Annotated in this window: 10 protein-coding genes; 8 read left to right on the top strand and 2 right to left on the bottom strand. The window is 64.5% G+C overall.

Going from position 1 to position 20,039, the window contains the following annotated elements:
- Positions 1 to 197: 197 nt before the first annotated feature.
- Positions 198 to 515, bottom strand: coding sequence for a type II toxin-antitoxin system RelE/ParE family toxin (locus ON45_RS23980; protein ID WP_083913987.1), 318 nt, complete (start codon positions 513 to 515; stop codon positions 198 to 200).
- Entirely contained in the window at positions 512 to 757 is a 246-nt protein-coding gene (locus tag ON45_RS21995; protein WP_083913985.1) for an addiction module protein, read from the bottom strand. Before ON45_RS21995 ends, ON45_RS23980 begins: the two co-directional genes overlap by 4 nt.
- Before the next feature lie 531 nt (positions 758 to 1,288).
- Here ON45_RS21995 and ON45_RS00730 point away from each other — a divergent pair.
- The 8 genes from ON45_RS00730 to ON45_RS00695 all read left to right on the top strand — a co-directional run bounded on the left by ON45_RS00730 (position 1,289) and on the right by ON45_RS00695 (position 19,958).
- Positions 1,289 to 6,514: a DEAD/DEAH box helicase gene (locus ON45_RS00730; protein ID WP_040491065.1), complete on the top strand. Its 5,226-nt coding sequence runs from the start codon at positions 1,289 to 1,291 to the stop codon at positions 6,512 to 6,514.
- Entirely contained in the window at positions 6,511 to 9,393 is a 2,883-nt protein-coding gene (locus tag ON45_RS00725) for a DUF8741 domain-containing protein (RefSeq protein ID WP_040491064.1), read from the top strand. The genes ON45_RS00730 and ON45_RS00725 overlap by 4 nt, the downstream gene beginning before the upstream one ends.
- Positions 9,390 to 13,424, top strand: a complete 4,035-nt coding sequence (locus ON45_RS00720; protein ID WP_040491063.1) for an Eco57I restriction-modification methylase domain-containing protein — start codon at positions 9,390 to 9,392, stop codon at positions 13,422 to 13,424. The genes ON45_RS00725 and ON45_RS00720 overlap by 4 nt, the downstream gene beginning before the upstream one ends.
- Positions 13,411 to 14,310 carry a hypothetical protein gene (locus ON45_RS00715; RefSeq protein ID WP_040491062.1) on the top strand — a complete coding sequence of 300 codons (900 nt, stop codon included), beginning with the start codon at positions 13,411 to 13,413 and terminating at the stop codon, positions 14,308 to 14,310. Before ON45_RS00720 ends, ON45_RS00715 begins: the two co-directional genes overlap by 14 nt.
- Complete coding sequence (locus tag ON45_RS00710; protein WP_040491061.1) at positions 14,307 to 15,449, top strand: hypothetical protein; 1,143 nt, start codon at positions 14,307 to 14,309, stop codon at positions 15,447 to 15,449. Before ON45_RS00715 ends, ON45_RS00710 begins: the two co-directional genes overlap by 4 nt.
- 95 nt (positions 15,450 to 15,544) lie before the next feature.
- Positions 15,545 to 17,419 carry an AAA family ATPase gene (locus ON45_RS00705; protein WP_051062186.1) on the top strand — a complete coding sequence of 625 codons (1,875 nt, stop codon included), beginning with the start codon at positions 15,545 to 15,547 and terminating at the stop codon, positions 17,417 to 17,419.
- On the top strand, positions 17,419 to 18,672 hold the full coding sequence (locus ON45_RS00700) for an McrC family protein (RefSeq protein ID WP_051062185.1): 1,254 nt from the start codon (positions 17,419 to 17,421) through the stop codon (positions 18,670 to 18,672). Before ON45_RS00705 ends, ON45_RS00700 begins: the two co-directional genes overlap by 1 nt.
- Positions 18,669 to 19,958 carry a DUF6602 domain-containing protein gene (locus ON45_RS00695; protein ID WP_040491060.1) on the top strand — a complete coding sequence of 430 codons (1,290 nt, stop codon included), beginning with the start codon at positions 18,669 to 18,671 and terminating at the stop codon, positions 19,956 to 19,958. Before ON45_RS00700 ends, ON45_RS00695 begins: the two co-directional genes overlap by 4 nt.
- Positions 19,959 to 20,039: the final 81 nt, after the last annotated feature.

Here is a 20,039-nt window from a genome sequence, read left to right as displayed (position 1 = left end):
CGGGAATCGAACCCGCGTTCTCAGCTTGGGAAGCACTCGGGCCGCATCGGCATCGCGCCTGGTAGATAGCTATTCGACCAGCTCAGAGCCTATTTTCGGACCGTTCGTGTTGTTCGCTGTTGTGCCGAAATCCGCCCTGTTTCGCGTTGTTCTAGGCACGAATTAGGCACGCCGGTCAGCGCGCCCGCCGGGGTCGGTCACTCGTCGAGACGATCGATCCAGTATGCGGGTCTACGTCGCTCATGCATGACCGCGACAATGACGAGCTCGTCGGCCGAGACGGTTATGACGAGCTGGTACGGGAATCGCAGGATGGGGAGTCGACGAACGTCTTCGAGGTCTTCGAGCCTGGCGACGGGTGCACCCGGAACTCTGCGTCGACGAGCGAGGTCGATGGTTCGGTCGATTGCGTGGAGGAACTCTTCTCCGAGCCCGGCTCGTTGTTCGTCGTACCACTCGGCGGCTTCGAGCGTTTCGAGTCGTGCGGCTGGATCGAAGCGAACCGCACGGCTCACCTCTGAGCGAGTCGCCGTTCAGCTTCGGCGCGAACGTCGTCCCACGGAACCGTTGCACTCTCACCAGACTCGACTCGCTCGACGCGTCGCCGGATCTCGTCGGCCCACAATCGTTCGACGTCGTGATCGCTCGCGTCCTCGGGCGCTCGAAGGCTGGCGAGGAGCTCGGCGGCGATGTCCGCGCGCTCACGCACGGGCAGGTCGAGCGCTTCGGCCAAGACCGCTCGTCCAACTTCCGTCATGCTCACACCGTACCAAGGCGTACTCCGGCGCTCGTCTGCGCGCAGGAGTTGTTCGATGGCTTCTACGTCGATCTGGAGTGGCCCGATCTCACGGACTCGGTCGCGACGCGGACCTTGATTGCGTCGTAAAACATCCTGACCGTCGCGTACCGATCGGAAGCGGTCATCGGCGACTCTTCACCGGCCATGTCGAGCAGCGCCGCGGCGGGGGTGCGCAGGGTGAGACCGTCGAGTTCGTCGGGATGAATCGCTCCGACATCGAGCGCGTCTCGGAGGTAGGTGGCACCATGGCCGCACCAGGCCCAGAATCGTGACGGCGTCGGTCATGGCAAATACCCGGAAGCGCGTAGCACGGTCGAGCCGGTCCACACCCTCGGTGAATCTGTGTAGCTGTAGGTCGAGTTCTCGTTGGGTGGGGGAGAAGGCAGGCAATCGATCGTGTAGGCAATCTCGTGGCGGTGATCGGCGGCTGACGGGTCGGTCGCGTTCGGGGTTCTGCCACGAATTGACCGCTGCGAGTAGCTTCACAACGTGGACGTGTTTGGGGTGCGGGATCAGCTGGTCCGCGATTATCAGTCGTTCACCTCGTCGTTCGTCGAGGCGCGTGACGATCGGATTGCAGAATTACTGGAGAAACGATCGACCGAAGGGCGACAGTGGCCTCAACCCTGGCTCTCACTCAACCCGAACTTTGCGACGGGTGGATCCGTCGACGAACTCGTGGCCGCCGGCCTCCTTCATCCCACGTCAGGGAAGGTCTTCCGGGTGAAGGACAGCGAGTTGGATACAGGGGTTGGCTCGCCCATTCGCTTTCATCGCCATCAGCGTGAAGCGATCGAAGCGGCTCGGACCGGCAGCTCGTACGTCCTCACGACTGGCACCGGTTCCGGAAAGTCGCTCGCCTACATTGCGCCCATCGTCGATCGGGTGATCCGGGCGAAAGAAGAACGGCCCGACGAGCGCAGGGTCCGGGCGATCATCGTGTATCCGATGAACGCGCTTGCGAACAGCCAGATGAATGAGCTGCGCAAGTTCTTGGAGTTCGGCTTCGGCGTCGGCAACGAGCCGGTCACGTTCGCTCGCTACACGGGGCAGGAGACCCCCGACGATCGAGCCAAGATTCTGGCGCATCCGCCCGACATCATCCTGACGAACTACGTCATGCTCGATCTCGTCCTGACGCGGCCCGACGAGCGCAAGCACCTCATTCGGGCTGCCGAGGGTCTCGAGTTTCTCGTCCTGGACGAGTTACACACCTATCGAGGTCGCCAGGGGAGCGACGTGGCGATGCTGATCCGCCGGGTGCGCAGCGCGTGTAAGTCACCCGCCCTCCAAGTCGTGGGCACGTCAGCGACGATGACGACCGAAGGGTCGGCAACCGACCAGGCCGCACTCGTGGCCGACGTTGCGACGCGCTTGTTCGGGACTCGGGTCGACCCCGACCATGTGATCGGTGAGACGCTCCTGAGGGCCACCGACGAGCAACCGGCATCGGCGGACGAGCTTCGACGGGCGATCGACGCGAACCCACCCACCGAGGTGGGCGAGTTCGTCAACGATCCGCTTGCACGCTGGGTCGAGTCGACGTTCGGAATCGCCGCAGGTCCGTCCTCGGGCGAACTCGCTCGGCAACGGCCGACGACTGTGACCGCAGCGTCGGAAAGCCTCGCCGAGCTCACCGGTCGCTCTGCCTTCCAATGCCGGATGGCGATCGAGTCGACGCTGCTTGCGGGCTCATCGCTTCGGGGGCCCAACGGTCGCCCGATCTTCGCGTTCCGACTACACCAGTTCCTGTCGAAGGGGGACACCGTCTACGCGAGCATCGGAGCGGAAGGCGACCGGTATCTCACCGACCGCTACCAGGTGCGGGTACCCGACGACTCCGAGAAGGTGCTCCTTCCGCTCGGATTCTGCCGGGAGTGTGGCCAGGAGTACTACGTCGTTGCCAAGACCGCTCCGTATGGCCAGGAAACCTTCGTTGCCCGGCGCGACGCAGATGCCTCGGGCGGCGATGCGGTCAACGGCTACCTCTACATCTCGACGGACTATCCGTGGCCACTCGATCCACTCGCTGAGGGTCGGGTGCCCGAGCACTGGACGAGTGAAGGTGACGACAACTCGGCTCAAGTGTTGCCGGTGCGCAAGAAATACCTCCCGACCAAGGTGCACGTGCGGCCCGACGGCGTAAAGACCGACGCTGCCGAGGACGTTCCGGCCTGGTTCATCTCGACACCGTTCTCGTTCTGTCTTCGTTGCGGTGTCACCTACGACCAGCCACGAAGCAATGACTTCTCAAAGCTCGCCACGCTCGACCAGGAGGGTCGTTCGTCGGCGATGACGGTCGTGAGCACCAGCGTGGTTCGAAGCTTGCGCCAGGCCGAGGATCTCGCCGACGAAGCACGCAAGCTGCTCACCTTCGTGGACAATCGCCAGGACGCCTCGCTTCAGGCCGGTCACTTCAACGATTTCGTTCAGGTCTCGTTGCTGCGTGGCGCTCTTGCTGAAGCGCTTGCGGACGCGCCGGACGGTCTCACCCACGAGTCGGTTGCGCACCGTGTCACGGAGGCACTTGCGCTCGGGCCGAGCGACTTCTCCGCAGCACCTGATGCGATCATCGGCCACGACCAGACGATGAGCGCCCTGCGCCACGTCATCGAGTATCGGCTCTACGTTGATCTGAAGCGCGGGTGGCGCGTGACGATGCCCAACCTCGAACAGGTCGGGTTGTTGCGTGTCGAGTACATCGGCCTAGATCAGCTCGCCGAAGCCGAGCAGATCTGGCAGATCGACCCTCATCTCGCCGCAGCGCCACCCGCGCTGAGGGCCGAGCTCATGGGCATCTTGCTCGACGAGTTCAGGCGCGTCTTGGCGATCGACGTGGACTGCCTGAGTGCTCACGGGTTCGAGCAGCTCCAGCGGACCAGCCGCCAGCGCCTCAACGCGCAGTGGCAGATCGGCGAGAACGAGCAGCTCGAGGATGTCGGTGTTGCCATTCCCCAACCTGGTCGACCCGGCCTCGGGCGTGGCGTTCTCAACCTGACCTGGCGCGGCGGCCTCGGCCGCTACATGCGCGGCTCGAAGGGGTTGGGTCAAGCATCGGGATCACTCGCTACCGACGAGGCACAGAATGCGATCGATCTGGTGTTGAAGAACCTGACCGACAATGGTGTCTTGGCTGAGGTCGACGTTGCGGTCGGGCCACGCGGCCGGGGGCCGATCGAACGTGGCTATCGACTGCGCGCTGCATCGATCCGGTGGCTGCCCGGCGACGGCACACACGGAGCGACAGACGCGCTGCGCAAGCATCTGAATCCGGAGGCCACATCGCGGGTCAATCCGTTCTTCCGCGATCTGTATCGCGATGTGGCGACCTCCCTCGTGGGCATGACGGCGAAGGAACACACCGCACAGGTCCAAGCCGTCGAGCGCGAACGGCGCGAGAACGAGTTCCGGTCCGGCGAGCTGCCCCTGCTGTTCTGCTCGCCGACGATGGAGCTCGGTGTCGACATCGCCAGCCTCAACGCGGTGGGTATGCGGAACGTCCCACCCACGCCGGCCAACTACGCCCAACGCTCCGGCCGCGCTGGCCGATCCGGGCAACCTGCGCTCGTCGTGACCTACTGCTCAACGGGTAACAGCCACGACTCGTACTGGTTCCGCCGCAGCGATCAAATGGTGTCGGGTTCGGTGCAGGCGCCACGCCTCGATCTCGCAAACGAAGAACTCATCCGTTCCCACGTGAACGCAATTTGGTTGGCCGAAACTGGCCAGTCGATGAAGTCCTCGATCACCGACGTCCTCGAGTCAGATGGCGACGAGGCGTCGCTCGACATTCAACCCGAGATCATGGTCAGGTTGCTCGATTCTGACGCGCGACGGCGCGCCGAACATGCGGCGATTGATCTCTTCGACGACCTGCGACAGACGTGGGATGCGTCGGGCGGAGTGCCGCTGTGGTTCACCGACGACTGGCTCGGCGACACGCTCCGATTCGCTCCGCAGCGCCTCGACGACGCATTCGACCGCTGGCGCGACCTGTACCGGGGAGCCATGGACGAATACCGCGAGCAGGGCCGCCTCGCAGTCGACACCACCGCCGGTAAGTACGTGCGCAACATCGCAGCGGCGCGCGAACGGGAAGCTCGCGATCGACTGTCAGTATTGCGCAACGACGATGCGTCCGAGGGCCAGACCGACTTCTACCCGTATCGCTATCTCGCATCCGAGGGGTTTCTTCCCGGCTACTCGTTCCCCCGGCTCCCGCTGGCCGCATACATCCCGGGTAGCCGGCGCCAGGCCGGTCGAGACCAGCGCGGCGACTTCGTGCAGCGACCACGATTCCTCGCGATCAGTGAGTTCGGTCCTGGGTCGCTCATCTATCACGAAGGCGCTCGCTTCGTCGTCAACCGCATCCAGCTCCCGCGCAGCGCGGACGAACCCGGTCAGGTCGCGACCGAGACGGCATTGCGGTGTCAGGCGTGCGGCTATCACCACATCGATGCTGACGGCCTCGATCGCTGCGAGTTGTGCGACGCTCGCCTCGGGGCGAAGACCTACGATCTGATCCGGTTGCAGACCGTCCACACTCGACGTCGCGAGCGCATTTCGAGTGACGAAGAGGAACGGCGGCGCAGTGGCTTCGAGTTGGAGGTCAGCTACCGATTCTCGACCCGTGCCGATCGCCCCGACAAGCTGGTTGCCGCCGTGAACGATGCCGACGACACCGAAGTGATGGACCTCACCTACGGCGACGCAGCGACCATCCGGGTGGCCAACATCGGTCGCCGTCGCCGCAAGGACCGCGACGATCGCGGTTACTGGTTGCACACGGTTGAGGGCCGATGGCTGAGCGATTCGGCAGTGTCCGGCGCTGACGATGGTGGCGACGGGGATCTCGAAGGTGCCGACGACGTGCAGACACGGAAGAAGGTGATCCCGTACGTCGAGGACACGCGCAACATCGTGGTTGCTCGCTTCTCCCGATCACTCGACGATGCCACCGCCATCAGCCTGCAGTACGCGCTCGAACGCGGGATCGAGGCTGAGTTCCAGCTCGAGGATTCTGAGCTCACGACTCAGCCGCTTCCGGACCTCGACGAACGGGGGCGCTTCCTGCTGACGGAGTCGGCCGAGGGCGGCGCCGGCGTGCTGCGCCGGCTCGTCATCGAACCGACCGCGCTCGCCCGAGCGGCACGATCGGCGCTCGAGATCTGCCACTTCGATTCGGGCACTGGCGAAGATCTCGGCGCGGCCGAAGGCGTCACGGAACGATGCGTGCAGGGCTGCTACGACTGCCTCCTGAGCTATTCGAACCAGTTCCAGCACAGCCTCATCGATCGCACGCTCGTGCGCGATCTGCTGCTCGACCTCGCCGGCTCGGTGACCGCCACCGGTGCCGGCGGGCGATCGGCCGATGCGGCGATCGACTATCTGAGCGCATTCGCCGACTCGTCACTCGAACGGCGCTTCCTCGACTTCCTGCACGATGGTGGATTCCGCCTCCCCGACCGGGCTCAGGTCACGGTGGATGGTGCCCGTGCTCGACCCGATTTCGTCTATGACCGGCCGGGTCTCGATGTCGCCGTGTTCGTCGATGGCCCGGACCACGACACCGACCACGCCGCCGCCCGCGACGCAGCGGCCGAGGATCGGCTACTCGATGCCGGCTGGCATGTCGTGCGGGTACGCCATGACGACGATTGGTCCAGCGTGGTGAAGTTGCATCCCTCTGTCTTCGGACAAGGGAACGGTCGATGACCGACACCGTCAGCCCAACGCATTCCTTCGCGCCGGGCGCACTCGTGCGCACTCGTGGCCGCGAGTGGGTGGTGCTCCCTGAAAGCGAACCCGATCTCTTGATCGTGCGACCACTCGGCGGCGGCGACGACGACACTGCCGCAGTGTTCCCTGCGCTGGAGGAGGTGGTGGAGGCAAGCTTTGCCCCGCCGACCGTCGATGACCTCGGTGATGCGACGAGCGCCTCAATGCTGCGGACGGCGCTCCGGCTGGGCTTTCGCTCGACTGCCGGGCCGTTCCGTTCGCTCGCCGGCCTCGCCGTGGAGCCCCGCGCCTATCAGTACGTTCCGCTGATGATGGCGTTGCGGCAGGAGCCGGTGCGCATGCTCATCGCCGACGACGTCGGAATCGGCAAGACAATCGAGGCGGGTCTGATCGTGACCGAGCTGCTCGCCCAGGGCGATGCGAGCGGACTGGCCGTGCTGTGTAGCCCGGCGCTAGCGGAGCAGTGGCAATCTGAGCTGCGCGAGAAGTTCGCGATCGAGGCCGAACTGGTGCTGCCGTCGACCGTGACGAAGCTGACTCGCGGGTTGATGCTCAACGAGTCGCTGTTCGACAAGTACCCCTTCGTGGTCGTGTCGACCGACTTCATCAAGTCACACACCAGACGCCAGGAGTTCCTGAATCACTGCCCCAACCTTGTAGTGGTCGACGAGGCACACGGAGCTGTGTCGGAATCGGTAGCGGCAGGTGCGCGCACGCAGCGCTACGAGTTGCTGAAAGACGTTGCCGCCGATACATCTCGACACCTCGTGCTCGTGACGGCGACCCCGCACTCTGGCAAGGAAGAGGGGTTCCGCAATCTGATCGGCCTGCTCGACCCCGAGCTGGCGACGATCGACCTCGAAACGGCTGCGGGACGCACCAAGCTTGCACGCCACTTCGTGCAACGTCGCCGGGCAGACATTCGCCACTACCTCGACGAGGAGACGGCGTTTCCGAGCGATCGCGAGACGAAAGACGCTCCGTATGAGCTGACGGCCGACTACCGCGCGTTGTTTGACAAGGTGGTCGACTTTGCCCGAGAGCAGGTCGCCGACCCCGACTCACCGACGGGACAGGTTCGCCAGCGAGTGCGATGGTGGTCAGCGCTTGCGCTGCTTCGATCTTTGGCGTCGTCCCCACCGGCAGCTGCGGCGACTCTACGAACAAGGGCGAAGGCCGCCGATGCCGCATCGGTCGCCGAGGTCGACGCCATCGGGCGAGAGACCGTTCTCGACACGGGCGTCGATGAAGCCATCGAGTCGGCCGATCTCGTCGCCGGTGCCTCCGAGATCGCCGACGACGACGAGGGCGAGGACTACTTGCGACAAAGCCGGCGACTGTTGGGCCTCGCCGTGCAGGCCGAAGAACTCGCGGGACCAAAGGGCGATGCCAAGCTCAAGGCACTGATCAGCGAGGTGAAGGGCCTCCTCCAAGACGGGTTCGATCCGATCGTGTTCTGCCGGTTCATCCCAACTGCGGGATATGTCGCCGAGCACCTCGCCGCGGGCCTCGGCAAAGGCGTCAGCGTCGCGGCGGTCACCGGCGAGCTACCGCCCGCCGAGCGCATCGCCCGCATCGACGAACTCACCGCCGACCCCGATCGCCGCCACGTGCTCGTCGCAACCGACTGCCTGTCCGAGGGGGTCAACCTGCAGGAGCATTTCCAAGCGGTCGTCCACTACGACTTGGCCTGGAACCCGACGCGCCACGAGCAACGCGAGGGACGAGTCGACCGTTTCGGCCAGCGGCGCGACATCGTGCGTGCCACCACGTTGTTCGGCATCGACAACCAGATCGACGGCATCGTGCTTGACGTCCTGATTCGCAAGCACCGCGAGATCTCGAGAGCGACGGGTGTGGCGGTGCCCGTCCCCGATCGGAGTGACAGCGTCGTCGAAGCGTTGATGGAGGGCCTGATTCTACGCGGCCAGCGCGACCCGAGCCAGCTCACCTTCGACCTCGGGATGCAGACCCAGCGCGACGACCTTCATCGTGAGTGGGAGAGCGCCGCTGAGCGCGAGCGTCGATCGCAGACCAAGTACGCCCAGGGCGCAATCCACCCCGATGACGTACAGCGAGAGGTGTCCGCGGCGCGCGCGGCGCTTGGCCGCCACGCCGATGTCGAGCAGTTCACACGCGAATCGCTGCGAGCGCTCGGTGCGAGTGTCACCACCGATCCGAAGGTCGACGGGTTCGTTACTCACACGGCGACACTGCCGATCGGCCTGCGCGATGCCCTGCCACCGGGCCACCGCGAGCCACTGCCGTTTCACCGTGACTTCCCGGTGCCTCGTCGCGAGGCGCTGCTGGCTCGCACCGATGCACATGTCGCTGCGGTGGCTCGGTTCGTGCTCGATGCCACGCTCGATGCTCAGGCGCTCGGGCCCGGTGTTCATCGACCGGCGACGCGCGCCGGGGTGATGCGCACGGATGCGGTGTCAACGCGCACGACGCTGCTCGTGGTTCGATTGCGTTTCCATCTCGACCTGCCCGGCACAACCGGAGTCCGCACGGTGGTCACCGAAGATGCGGTGACCGTCGCCTTTGAGGGCGCACCGGCGAACGCAACATGGCTCGCCGACAACGCGACGGTGCAGTTGCTAGATGCGGAGCCATCGGCCAATGTCCCGGCCGACACGAAGGCGCACGCCCTGCAACGGGTCCTCGATGGTTTGGACGAACTCTCCGAGCATCTCGACGGGATGGCGCGTACGAGCGCGGACGAGCTGCTCGCCGCTCACCGGCGGGTCCGCGAAGGCGCGCAAGCCGCAAAGCGCGGGCTAAGCGTCCGTGCGGTCACCCCCGTCGACGTCGTCGGTGTGTACGTGCTCCTCCCGACGGGAGCGGCGTCGTGAGTGCTGATGCGTTTGTGTCGGTGCGGGTGGCGGGTTCGGCTCTGCCGGCTGATGTGTTGTCAGCTGTATTGGCCGACGCCGATGGTTTGGGCGGGCTGCGCGCGGATGACTATCGCCTGGAGTTGGGTGTCACACCGCGTGAGGCTGCGAACCGGGCCTGGAGTGTGCTGACGAGCGCGTATGCCGCGTACCGCAGGGCGCTTGCCGATCGGCCCGACGGCGACCCAGCGGTCGGGTTGACCCGTGAGAAGTGGCTGGCGATCGTGCTGCGCGAACTCGACTTCGGGCGGGTGCCTGCCACGCCGGCCGGTGGGCTCGTCGTCGACGAGCGTCAGTTCCCGATCTCGCACGAGTACCGCACCGACGCCGGCCTGGTGCCGATCCATCTGCTCGGCTGGGGCGTCGAACTCGACAAGCGCACACCCGGCCAGCCCGGAGCAGCTGACCGGGCGCCGCACGCGATGGTGCAGGAGTACCTGAACCGAACCGACGAGGCGCTGTGGGGAGTGCTCAGCAACGGGCGCCGTCTGCGCCTGCTGCGTGATTCCTCGACGTTGATCGGGCAGAGCTTCGTCGAGTTCGACTTGGAGGCGATGTTCGACGGTGAGGTTTTCTCCGACTTCGTCGTGCTCTACCTGCTGTGCCATGCGACCCGGTTCGACACCCGCAATCCCGACGGCACCTCCGCTGACGATCTCACCGCGGCGGACTGCTGGCTTGAGCGCTGGCGCACCCACGCCGCCGACACCGGCACCCGCGCACTGACCGCACTGCGCCCTGCCGTCGCCAAAGCGATCGAGGCGCTCGGCACCGGCTTCGCACGCCACCCACGCAATGATCTCCACCGCCAACTCGCTGACCGGAGCCTCGAGCCCGACGATCTGCACCACTCACTTCTCCGGCTCGTGTACCGGCTGCTGTTCTGCTTCGTTGCCGAAGATCGAGAGTTGCTTCTTGACCCCGAGACGGATCCGGCTGCCCGTGAGCGTTACCACGACTGGTTTTCGACGGCCCGCCTGCGACGCGTCGCCACCCGCCGGCACGGCAGTGGCCACTCCGACCTGTGGCACTCGCTGCGGCTCGTGCTCGACGGCCTGGGCAGCGAGGGAGGTCGACCGGAACTTGGCATTCCGGGCCTTGGTGGCATCTTCGAGCTGGGCAAGTCCGACATTGTCCGCGACCTCGAGCTCTCGAACGCGGCGCTGCTCGAAGCCGTTCGTCATCTGACAGTTGTGCAACCGGCCGGTGGCGGCCCTAAGCGGCGGGTCGACTATCGCAGCCTCGGCGCCGAGGAGCTCGGGAGCGTGTACGAGTCGTTGCTCGAGTTCATGCCGCGGTACGACACGTCGCAGCGTACGTTCTCGCTCGAGTCGGTGGTGGGTAATGAGCGCAAGACGTCGGGCGCGTATTACACACCGACGTCGCTGATCGATTGCCTGCTCGACTCGGCACTCGACCCGCTGCTCGACGACGCCGAGAAGGCCGCTGACCCTGAGCAGGCTCTCCTCGGCTTGACGGTGTGCGACCCGGCGTGCGGCTCGGGCCATTTCCTTGTTGCTGCGGCCAAACGCATCGCTGCTCGACTGGCAACGGTGCGCGCCAGGGCCGAGGGAGCGGAGGAGCCAACACCGCTCGACGAGCAAGCGGCGATGCACGACGTGGTCGATCACTGCATCTATGGCGTCGACCTCAACCCGCTTGCCGCCGAGCTTGCCAAGGTCAGCCTGTGGCTGGAGAGCGTTCAGCCTGGCCGTGCACTCAGCTTCCTCGACGCCCACATCAAAGTTGGCAATGCTCTGCTCGGCGCGACTCCTACCCTGCTCGCCGCTGGGGTCCCTGATGAAGCGTTCGCAGCGCTCGACGGCGACGACAAGCAGGTTGTCAGCGCGCTGAAGAAGCGGAACAAGGCAGAACGGGCCGGCCAGGACGATCTCTTCTCGGCCGCTGGCGTTCCAGTCGGCAACAAGAAGTTCGCCGATGCAGCCCGCGAGATCGAAGCTCTCCGAGCGCTGGACCTGGTGAGCGTGCACCTCGCACAGCGGCGACAGCGGGAATTCGATTCATCCACGGAGCTTGGCCGCGCCCGGTTCCTGGCCGACGCTTGGTGCGCCGCGTTCATGATTCCCAAGTCGGAAACAGATCAGGCCATCACCGACTCAACACTGCGGACGTGGTACCAGGGTGACCTACCTCCGAGCGATCATTCACTGCGACGCCTGGTCGAACGCACGGCCACCGAGTACCGCTTCTTCCACTGGCACCTCGAGTTTCCACAGATCCTTACAGTCGACGAGAGCATCGGAGGTCCGGGTTGGAGTGGCGGCTTTTCGTGTGTGGTTGGAAATCCCCCCTGGGAACGCACGAAGCTGCAGGACAAGGAGTTCTTCAGCGCTGTCGGGCGCGAGGACATTGCTGGGGCACCGAACGCAGCGAGGCGTCAACGCCTGGTCGAGGAACTTCGCGAGAGCGCCCCGGCACTTCACGAGCGCTACACCGTGGCTCGTCGCGGGTCTGAAGCTGTGAGTCACTTCTTTCGGAAGAGCGGGCGGTTCCCGCTGTGCGGCCGCGGTGACGTGAACACCTACCCGCTGTTCGCCGAGCACGGCACAAGCGTGACCGGCTCGGACGGTCGCTTCGGAATCATTGCGCCGACCGGCCTGGCGACGGACAACAACACGCAGCCGTTCTTTCGAGCGGTCCTCGACAGCGGTCGGCTTCGCGTCTTCTACGACTTCTTGAACAACGACCGGCTCTTTTACGGCGTTGGCAACCGGACGTTCAAATTCTGCATCATGGTGTTGTCGGGTAGTGGCGACCTCGAGATACCAGCCGACTTTGGTTCATTCCTCGCGGGCCCTGCCACTCTCAGCGAGCCCGGGCGGCGATTCACGCTGACGAGCGCCGAGATTGCCAGGATCAATCCGAACACGAAGTCGGCGCCGCTCTTCCGAACGCGCGATGACGCCAGAATTCTGCTCGGGGTGCACGATCGGCTGCCCGTCCTTCGACTTGATGCCGAGCCTGGGCTCTCGGGCTGGGACGTCCGCTATCAGCGCCACTTCGAGATGAGCACTGACTCTGGGTTGTTCACGACGACATCGGAGTTGCTCGACAGCGGGGCCGAACGTGTGCGCCCCGACCGATTCCGTTTGGGCAACGTCGAGTACGTACCCCTTCTCGAAGGGAAGATGTTCAACCACTTCAACCCGAGGTGGGGTGATTATGCGATGCGAGCGGAGGGAGTTGGCGACTCAGAACTACCCCGCGTCGACGTGTCAGTTCTGGACAATCCGGCTTATGCCAACCAGCCCCGTTACTGGGTGGAAGCTCCCGAAGTCGAGGGACGACTTCGGGAACGATGGGACCGAGATTGGCTTATCGCTTTCCGAGACGTAGCCCGGTCGTATAACGAGCGCACCGTGATCCCATGCATGCTGCCGCGGTACGGGGTTGGCCACACTGGGCCGTTGCTGCAGTTCGGTGAACCCACTGTCGAAGACGGATTGTTTCTCGTAGCCATGCTCTCTTCGTTTGCCACCGATTGGTGCCTTCGGTTGCGGCAAGGTGGGACGCACCTCACGTACGGCTACTTCAACCAAATCCCGGTCGTCCACCGCAAGAGGCTTGGGGACCCCTGCCCATGGAGTCCTGGGGAGAGCGTCGGCAGATGGTTCGCAGTAAGGGCTTGGGAGCTCCTCTACACAACTATCCAACTGGACGGCGCCGCTAAGGAACTCGGGGACGCGAGCGCGCCATTCCGTTGGGATGCGGGTCGGAGGACGGTCATCAGGACGGAACTCGACGCTGGCTTCTTCCTGCTCTACGAGCTGTCCCCGCCGGAAGTCCATCGAATCATGGCGAACTTCCATGTCGTGCAGCGCAAGGACGACGAGTCCCACGGTCGGTTCCGCACTCTGGAAGTGATCCTCGGCGAGTACCACGCCATGCAACGCGCCATCGAAACCGGTGTCCCCTACGAGAGCCCTCTCGACCCACCCCCCGGCAGCGGCCCCAGACATGACGCCGGATGAATTCACTCCGCTCAAGGCGGACTCGCAACTCTGCCTACGGGTGGCGGAAGCACTCGCCATTCGTGACGGACTGGCACCGCTCTCCAATTGGGATGACCCTGACGATCCCTTGAACACAGCCGGAGCGCCCCAGGGCCAGAAGTTCATCGACCTCGTTGCCACGTGCGCCGACGGCTGCATGCTTGCGCTAGAGCACACGACCATCGAGAGCTACGAGCAGCAACTTCACGAGCACCGGCAGATCGAGAAGCTCCTCACTCCGCTTACCGGGCAGCTTGCCGGCGAGCTTCCCCATGACCGCAGCTACAACCTGTTGATTGGAATCGGAGCCGTTGCGGACGAGTCTCTCGAACCAGATGACGTGCATCGGCGCGTCGGCGAATGGGTTCGACACGTGGCACCTGACCTCCTACCTGGTAGTGCAGCGACAGCGCCGAATCACTTCGTCGAGGGTGGCCCTCCAGACTTGCCTTTTCCCATAAAGCTGTACGCCTGGCCGCCCAAGACGAGCCCCGGAGGCGGAAGTCTCTCGATTGGAGTCGGGATCAGCGAATCCGACGCCGAGCAGGCAGAAGCTCGCCGAACACGATTCGAACGTGCGCTGAGGGCCAAGCTGCCCAAGCTCCTCGAACATGCGTCCGCACGCACAGTCCTCGTCCTCGAGGACCGAGATATCTCGATGTCGAATGCATGGGTTGCGCGGGAAGCGGCGCGAGAGGCTTCGGTCGGCCTGGCCCTGAGCGACGTAATTGTGCTGGTCGAGCCCCTCGGCGCTGCGTCCGCAGTGGTGCTCTACGAAGACAGAAACTGGACGGAGGATCTATCCGCGCGTCGACTGACGCTCTCCAGTTCGCCCCGACTTCCGACCCGACAGGCCGGACCGTGACAAGGAACGCCTCACCCCGCGACGCTCGCGCCGGGTACCAGATCTATCGCGGTGCTGGCGGCGAGATCGGGCTCGATGATCTCAATGAGCGGTTGGTGACCGCCGGCTACGGACCGGTATCGATGCGGATGCTCACGCACTACCGGCACCTCGCCGATGCGGGCTACAACCGCTACATCTCGATCAACCGGTTCGACGTCGCACGAGCGGCATCACGGCATGAGGATCTCGGGGCGAGTCCTCGGTACCCGTTCTTCGAGCGCGGTGAGGGGGTTCGCCTTCTCGTGGCCAAGGGAAGCCGGCTCTGGACCGCATACGCCAGCGTCGAGGCCGTCGGCGAGGCCGGAGCCGTACTTCGCTTCGTCGATGATGAGTACGCCACCGGGCTCGCGCAGATCAAGGCCCGCTCCGGTGACGACGTGAGCATCAGCTTCCTCGAATCCGGCGTCGAGCAGTCGGGCCGAGTCGTCGAAGTCGATCTCGGTGCACAACCACCGATGATGGAGATCCAGTTCGCAGGGCTGGTCTCCCTCGCTGACCTCGCCGTGGGCCAACCCGCCCCGACCGTTCCGCTCGGCTTCCGCCTCCGAACACGCGACGATGCCGAGCCGCCGACCACCGACCAGCTCGGACGCCGGCTGCATTCCGTCTTCGAACTCGTCGACGAGCTTCGGTCAATCGCCAACACCGCAGTCGGACCGACCGGCGCTGGGAGATACTCGGCACCTGCGGTCGTCGAGCGGTTGTCGGTCGCGTCGCCGGCAGATGTGGTGTTGACCGTCTCCGAAATCGTCCGAGTGATCGCGTTGCCGTCGGTGATCGGATTCACGATCCGCGAACTCGCCAAGATCCCACTGCAGCGGAAGACATGGCTCGAGGGCGACGTGCTCAGAGCCGAGCTCGACGATCGCGACGATGCCAAGGCCGCCCGTGAGATGCGCGCCGAACGTGACAAGGCGGTCGCAGAGCTGGCTGTGCAGGTTCAGCGACGACTGGAAGAGCGGTACCCGTTGCGACCGAACTCAGCGGCTGACGTTGAGCGGATGGTGGTTGATCGCGTTGGGCCGCTCCTTGACGCCATGGTCGACGCCGGAATCGTCGACGTCGAGGACCTCGACGTCGCCGCGTCGGACGAGTGAGGATGCGGCGACCGTTCTGCGGGTGCGCCAGTTCGCACTGACGCCCGCATCGCGTTCTCCCGGATGGTCGGAGGGCCAGCACGTAATGTCGTTGCATGACGACGGTGACGGCGACGGAATGGCAGACGCGGACGATGCGACCGATCCTCGAGCTGCTCGTCGACGCCGGTGGGACCCTTCAACGCAGCGATGTCCAAGCGGCGCTCCGCGAGGAATGGCAGCCCACCGACCCGCACGAGATCGAGATCCAGTCCAACGGACAAGAGCGGTGGTGGAGTTATGTCGCCTGGGGAACGAGCGACCTCGTCAAGACCGGCGTGATGGCCAAGGACGGATCGGGCACCTGGTCGGTGACCGACGCAGGCACATCGATGCTCGGCGAGATCGCTGACCCTCGTGCGTTCGCGAACGAGATCCGCCAACGTGCCCGAAAGATCCGCAAGTCAGCTCGACTCGCGCGGGCGGACGAATCGCAACGGGCGTGGCTCGTGCGCGGGTCGTCGGTGTTGGGTGCGAGCCTTGTTCCGCGTTGGCTCGACGAAGGGTGGTGCAGCTTGGCGGCCTCGCAGCTGCCAGCGATCACGTCGGAGACCGGGCCGGATGAGATTGCGGCGCTCGCCGAGGCTGCGTACGCGCACCTGAAGCATCAGGAACGGGTCGCCAAAGTCGCTGAGATCGTCGACTTCATCAGCCGGATGAAGCCCGGCGATCTCGTTCTGACGACGAGCGAGAGCGGGGTCTTCGTCGGCGAGATCGAAGGTGCCTCGGAGTACGAGTCCTCCGAGGACGGCCGATCCAATCTGCGGCGGCCGGTTTCGTGGCGCAATCCGGAGGCGGGCGTCGACTTCGCCGATCTTGCGGCCACCCTCCAGGCCAAACTCCGCACTGGATCGACCATCGCCGATCTCACCGGCGAACTCGAGATCATCGACAATCTCACCTCGGCCGATGACGACGTGGACTCAGCTGCCGACGACCTGGCGGCCGAGCGCCGCCGTCACCGGCGACTCGACCCGCTCCCTGCCGATGTAGCCACGAAGCTGCTTGTCTCATCGCAGTGGCTCGACGACTTCGTCGAACTCCTCAACGACTCGCGCCAGATCGTGTTGTACGGGCCACCTGGCACCGGCAAGACCTACCTGGCGCGCAAGATCGCTGAGAACCTCGTGGGAACCGAGCGTGTCCGACTCGTGCAGTTCCACCCGTCCTACACGTACGAAGACTTCTTCGAGGGATACCGACCGAGCGGCGACGATCGTTCGGGAACAGTGTCGCTCGAACTGCGACCCGGCCCGCTGCGTGCACTGGCCAGCGAGGCACGAGACCATCCCGAGCGGGCGTTCGTAATGATCATCGATGAGTTGAATCGGGCCAATATCGCCAAGGTGTTCGGCGAGCTGTACTTCCTCCTCGAGTACCGCGACGATGCCGTCGAGGTGATGTACGGCGGAGAACCGTTCACGCTTCCGAAGAACCTCTACTTCATGTGCACGATGAACACCGCCGACCGTTCGATCGCCCTCTTGGATTCGGCGATGCGTCGACGTTTCGCGTTTCTCGAGCTCCACCCCGCCACCGAACCCACGAAGTCGATGTTGCCGAAGTGGCTTGCCGAGCGTGAGTTGCCAGCCATGTCAGCTGAGCTGCTCAAGTTGACGAACTCCCTGATCGACGATCGTGACGCGCACATTGGCCCGTCGTACTTCATGCACGACGACCAGTCCGCGGCTCGCATGCGTCGCGTGTTCCGCACGCAGATCGAACCGCTCCTGCAAGAGACGTTCTACGACCGATGGTCATCACTGGGTTCGCGGTTCGACTTCGATCGCCTGTGGGCAGAGGTCGGCAGCGACGCTGCACCGATTGGTTCGGGCAGCGGTCGCTTCGAGGCGTCGAACAACCCGGTGTTTGAGTCAGTCGATTCGTCCGAGCTTCCCTCGCCCGTCGCTGAGCCAACAAGCGACACCTGATGATCGAAGTCGAGGTCGTTGAGACCGGCCCGGGCCGGACATACCAGCTCACGAACAGCCAGGCCGGGCTGCTTCAACAGAGCAAGCTGGTCACGGTTCGGCTTGGCGTAGATGGTGCGTGGGAGGTCAGCGGTGCTGGCAAGGTTGGCGTCGCCCGAATCGGCGACATGGTGGTGCGTGCCCGGCCGAAGGTGTCGATCCATCGGCTCTTCTACCTACTTGGCTACGGACGCAATCTCGCATGGCGCGACGACCTCGTGCCGTATGACTCAGCGGCGGGTCTCGTCCACGTGATCGCCGAATCGTTCGCTCGACAAGCCGACCGGGCACTCGGCCGCGGGCTGATCCACGGTTACGTCGAGCGCGACGACGAACTTGCTGTCGTTCGCGGGAGGCTTCGGTCAACCGAGCAAGTCACCCGGCGCTTCAGCCAGATCACCCCGCTGCTCGTGCGCTACGACGACTTCACTCCCGACGTCGCCGAGAACCGGATCCTCAAAGCCGCCAGTCGAGTCCTGCACACACTCCCAGATCTCGACGCCCAGGTCAGACGGCAACTCCGCACCATCCTTGATCGACTCGCCGCCGTCACCGACCTGCCCTTCGGCGCCCCGCTGCCGACGTGGCGACCGAACCGACGGAACACTCACTACGAGACATCGCTCTGGTTCGCCGACCTCGTCCTCCGGCACCACTCGGTCGACCTTCCACCCGGGTCGATCGAGATCAACGGATTCATGGTCGACATGCCCAAGGTGTTCGAGGACTTCGTCACGATCGCGCTCTCGTCCTCGCTCGAGGGCATCGACGGCCACGTCGTTGCGCAGGACCCGCACACGCTCGACGCGGCGGGCCGCGTCCAAATGAACCCGGACCTTGTCTGGCATCGGGGCGGACAGCCCGTGGCCGTCATCGATGCCAAGTACAAGGCGGAGAAGCCGGCCGGCTACCCCAACGCAGACCTTTACCAACTGCTTGCCTACTGCACGGCACTCGGACTGCCAGAGGGCCACCTCGTGTACGCGAAAGGCGCGGAGGACCCTGCGGTCCATGTCGTTCGCCGAGCCGGAGTGCGCCTTGTCGCCCACGCCGTCGACCTGGATCAACCGACTGCTGATCTCGAGAGGGACATGTCCGCGCTCGCAGGTCGGATCGTCTTGGCGACCAGGACTAATCGTGCCGACCCTGATCCAATCGAACGTGGCCCCTCGATTGACCCAACGGCTGGAACAGCCCCACCGAGCTGCGAATGATCACTACCGTCGCCGACTTCCTTGGTGAGCTCAAGGACGCAGAAGCCGCGCGACTCGACGCCATGGAGATCGAGCACGGTCCAACCATCGGCAGCATGTACGAAGGCTTGTCTGCGGAGCTTCTGGAGCGAGCTGTTCCGCCGCAACTCGGACTGCAGATCGTCAACGGGTTCGTCACCGACGGACTCGGAAACAGATCGGGCCAAGTCGATTGCATGCTTGTGCGAGGGGAAGGTGACGTCATCCCGTACACGGACAGCTTTGTCTGGCCGGTGAAGGATGTAATCGCCGTCTTCGAGGTGAAGAAGACTCTGTATCACGACCAGCTTGTCGACGCCTTCGCCAAGCTCCGCTCCATCCGGGATCTCGACTCTGCGTACAAGATCGCGCTGCGAAACAGCGCGGGGACCGTGGACATCGGTTCCGCCCAACGAGCGTTCGCCGAGACAACGAGGACGGTCGCACCCGACTACGAGGAACTCAGCTCTCTACCGATCTCCTCGCAGCTGATCTTCCATGCGCTCGTGGGGGAGCAACTCGCTCCCGTCGGAGTTGTCCTCGGCTACCACGGGTATGCAACCGAAGAGGCCTTTCGGAAGTCCCTGCTGGATCATCTCAAGGTGAACATTGGCACTCTCGGGTACGGTCCGGGATCCTTCCCTCAGCTGATGATCTCCGGGCGATTCTCGGTGGGCAAGGCCAACGGGCAGCCCTACTCGGCCCGACTGCACGGGAACTGGTGGCCGTTCTACTTCTCCTCTCGCCTCAATCCCGTGCTTCTCCTGCTCGAGTACGTATGGACGCGCCTCGATCTGGAGTTCGGGATTGGCGGACTATGGGGCGAGGACTTGTCGGTGGACGTCCTCAGCCCATTCCTCCTGGCCGAGGGCACGCAGCAGGGGACGCAGATGGGCTGGAATCTTCAGTGGGTTGAGTTGGACGAGGCGACGCTTGCAGAGACGCCTGGTCGAGAGCCGTGGGAGCCGGCCGTACTCAGCGAGGAGGAGTTTGTGGTGATCACTCAACTCTGTCGAGGCAGCCAAGTCTTCTTCGACGACCCGGACTTCCTGACCTACCTCGACGAGCACTCCGTAGAGCCTGCGACACTGCAGGATCGACTGCTCGATACGGGACTCGTCGCGATGAACGGCATCGAGATGGAGCTGATTACCGATCGCTGTGCAACAGCATTCCTGCCCGATGGCAGACTCGTCGCCGGCGAGGACAACACGGGGCGACTGACCCGATGGGTGGAGAAGTTCACGACAGAGTGGAAGGCAGTGTGAGCGATACAGGCCTTGACGGTGACGCGATTGCAGGCGGTCACGAGACGGTCACAGGATTCGCCGGACGAGGCCGATCGATGC

The organism is Ilumatobacter nonamiensis YM16-303, assembly GCF_000350145.1.
In the GTDB taxonomy this organism is placed as follows: domain Bacteria; phylum Actinomycetota; class Acidimicrobiia; order Acidimicrobiales; family Ilumatobacteraceae; genus Ilumatobacter_A; species Ilumatobacter_A nonamiensis.
The sequence above is the reverse complement of the archived record's forward strand: the minus strand, read 5'-3'. Positions and strand labels throughout refer to the sequence as shown.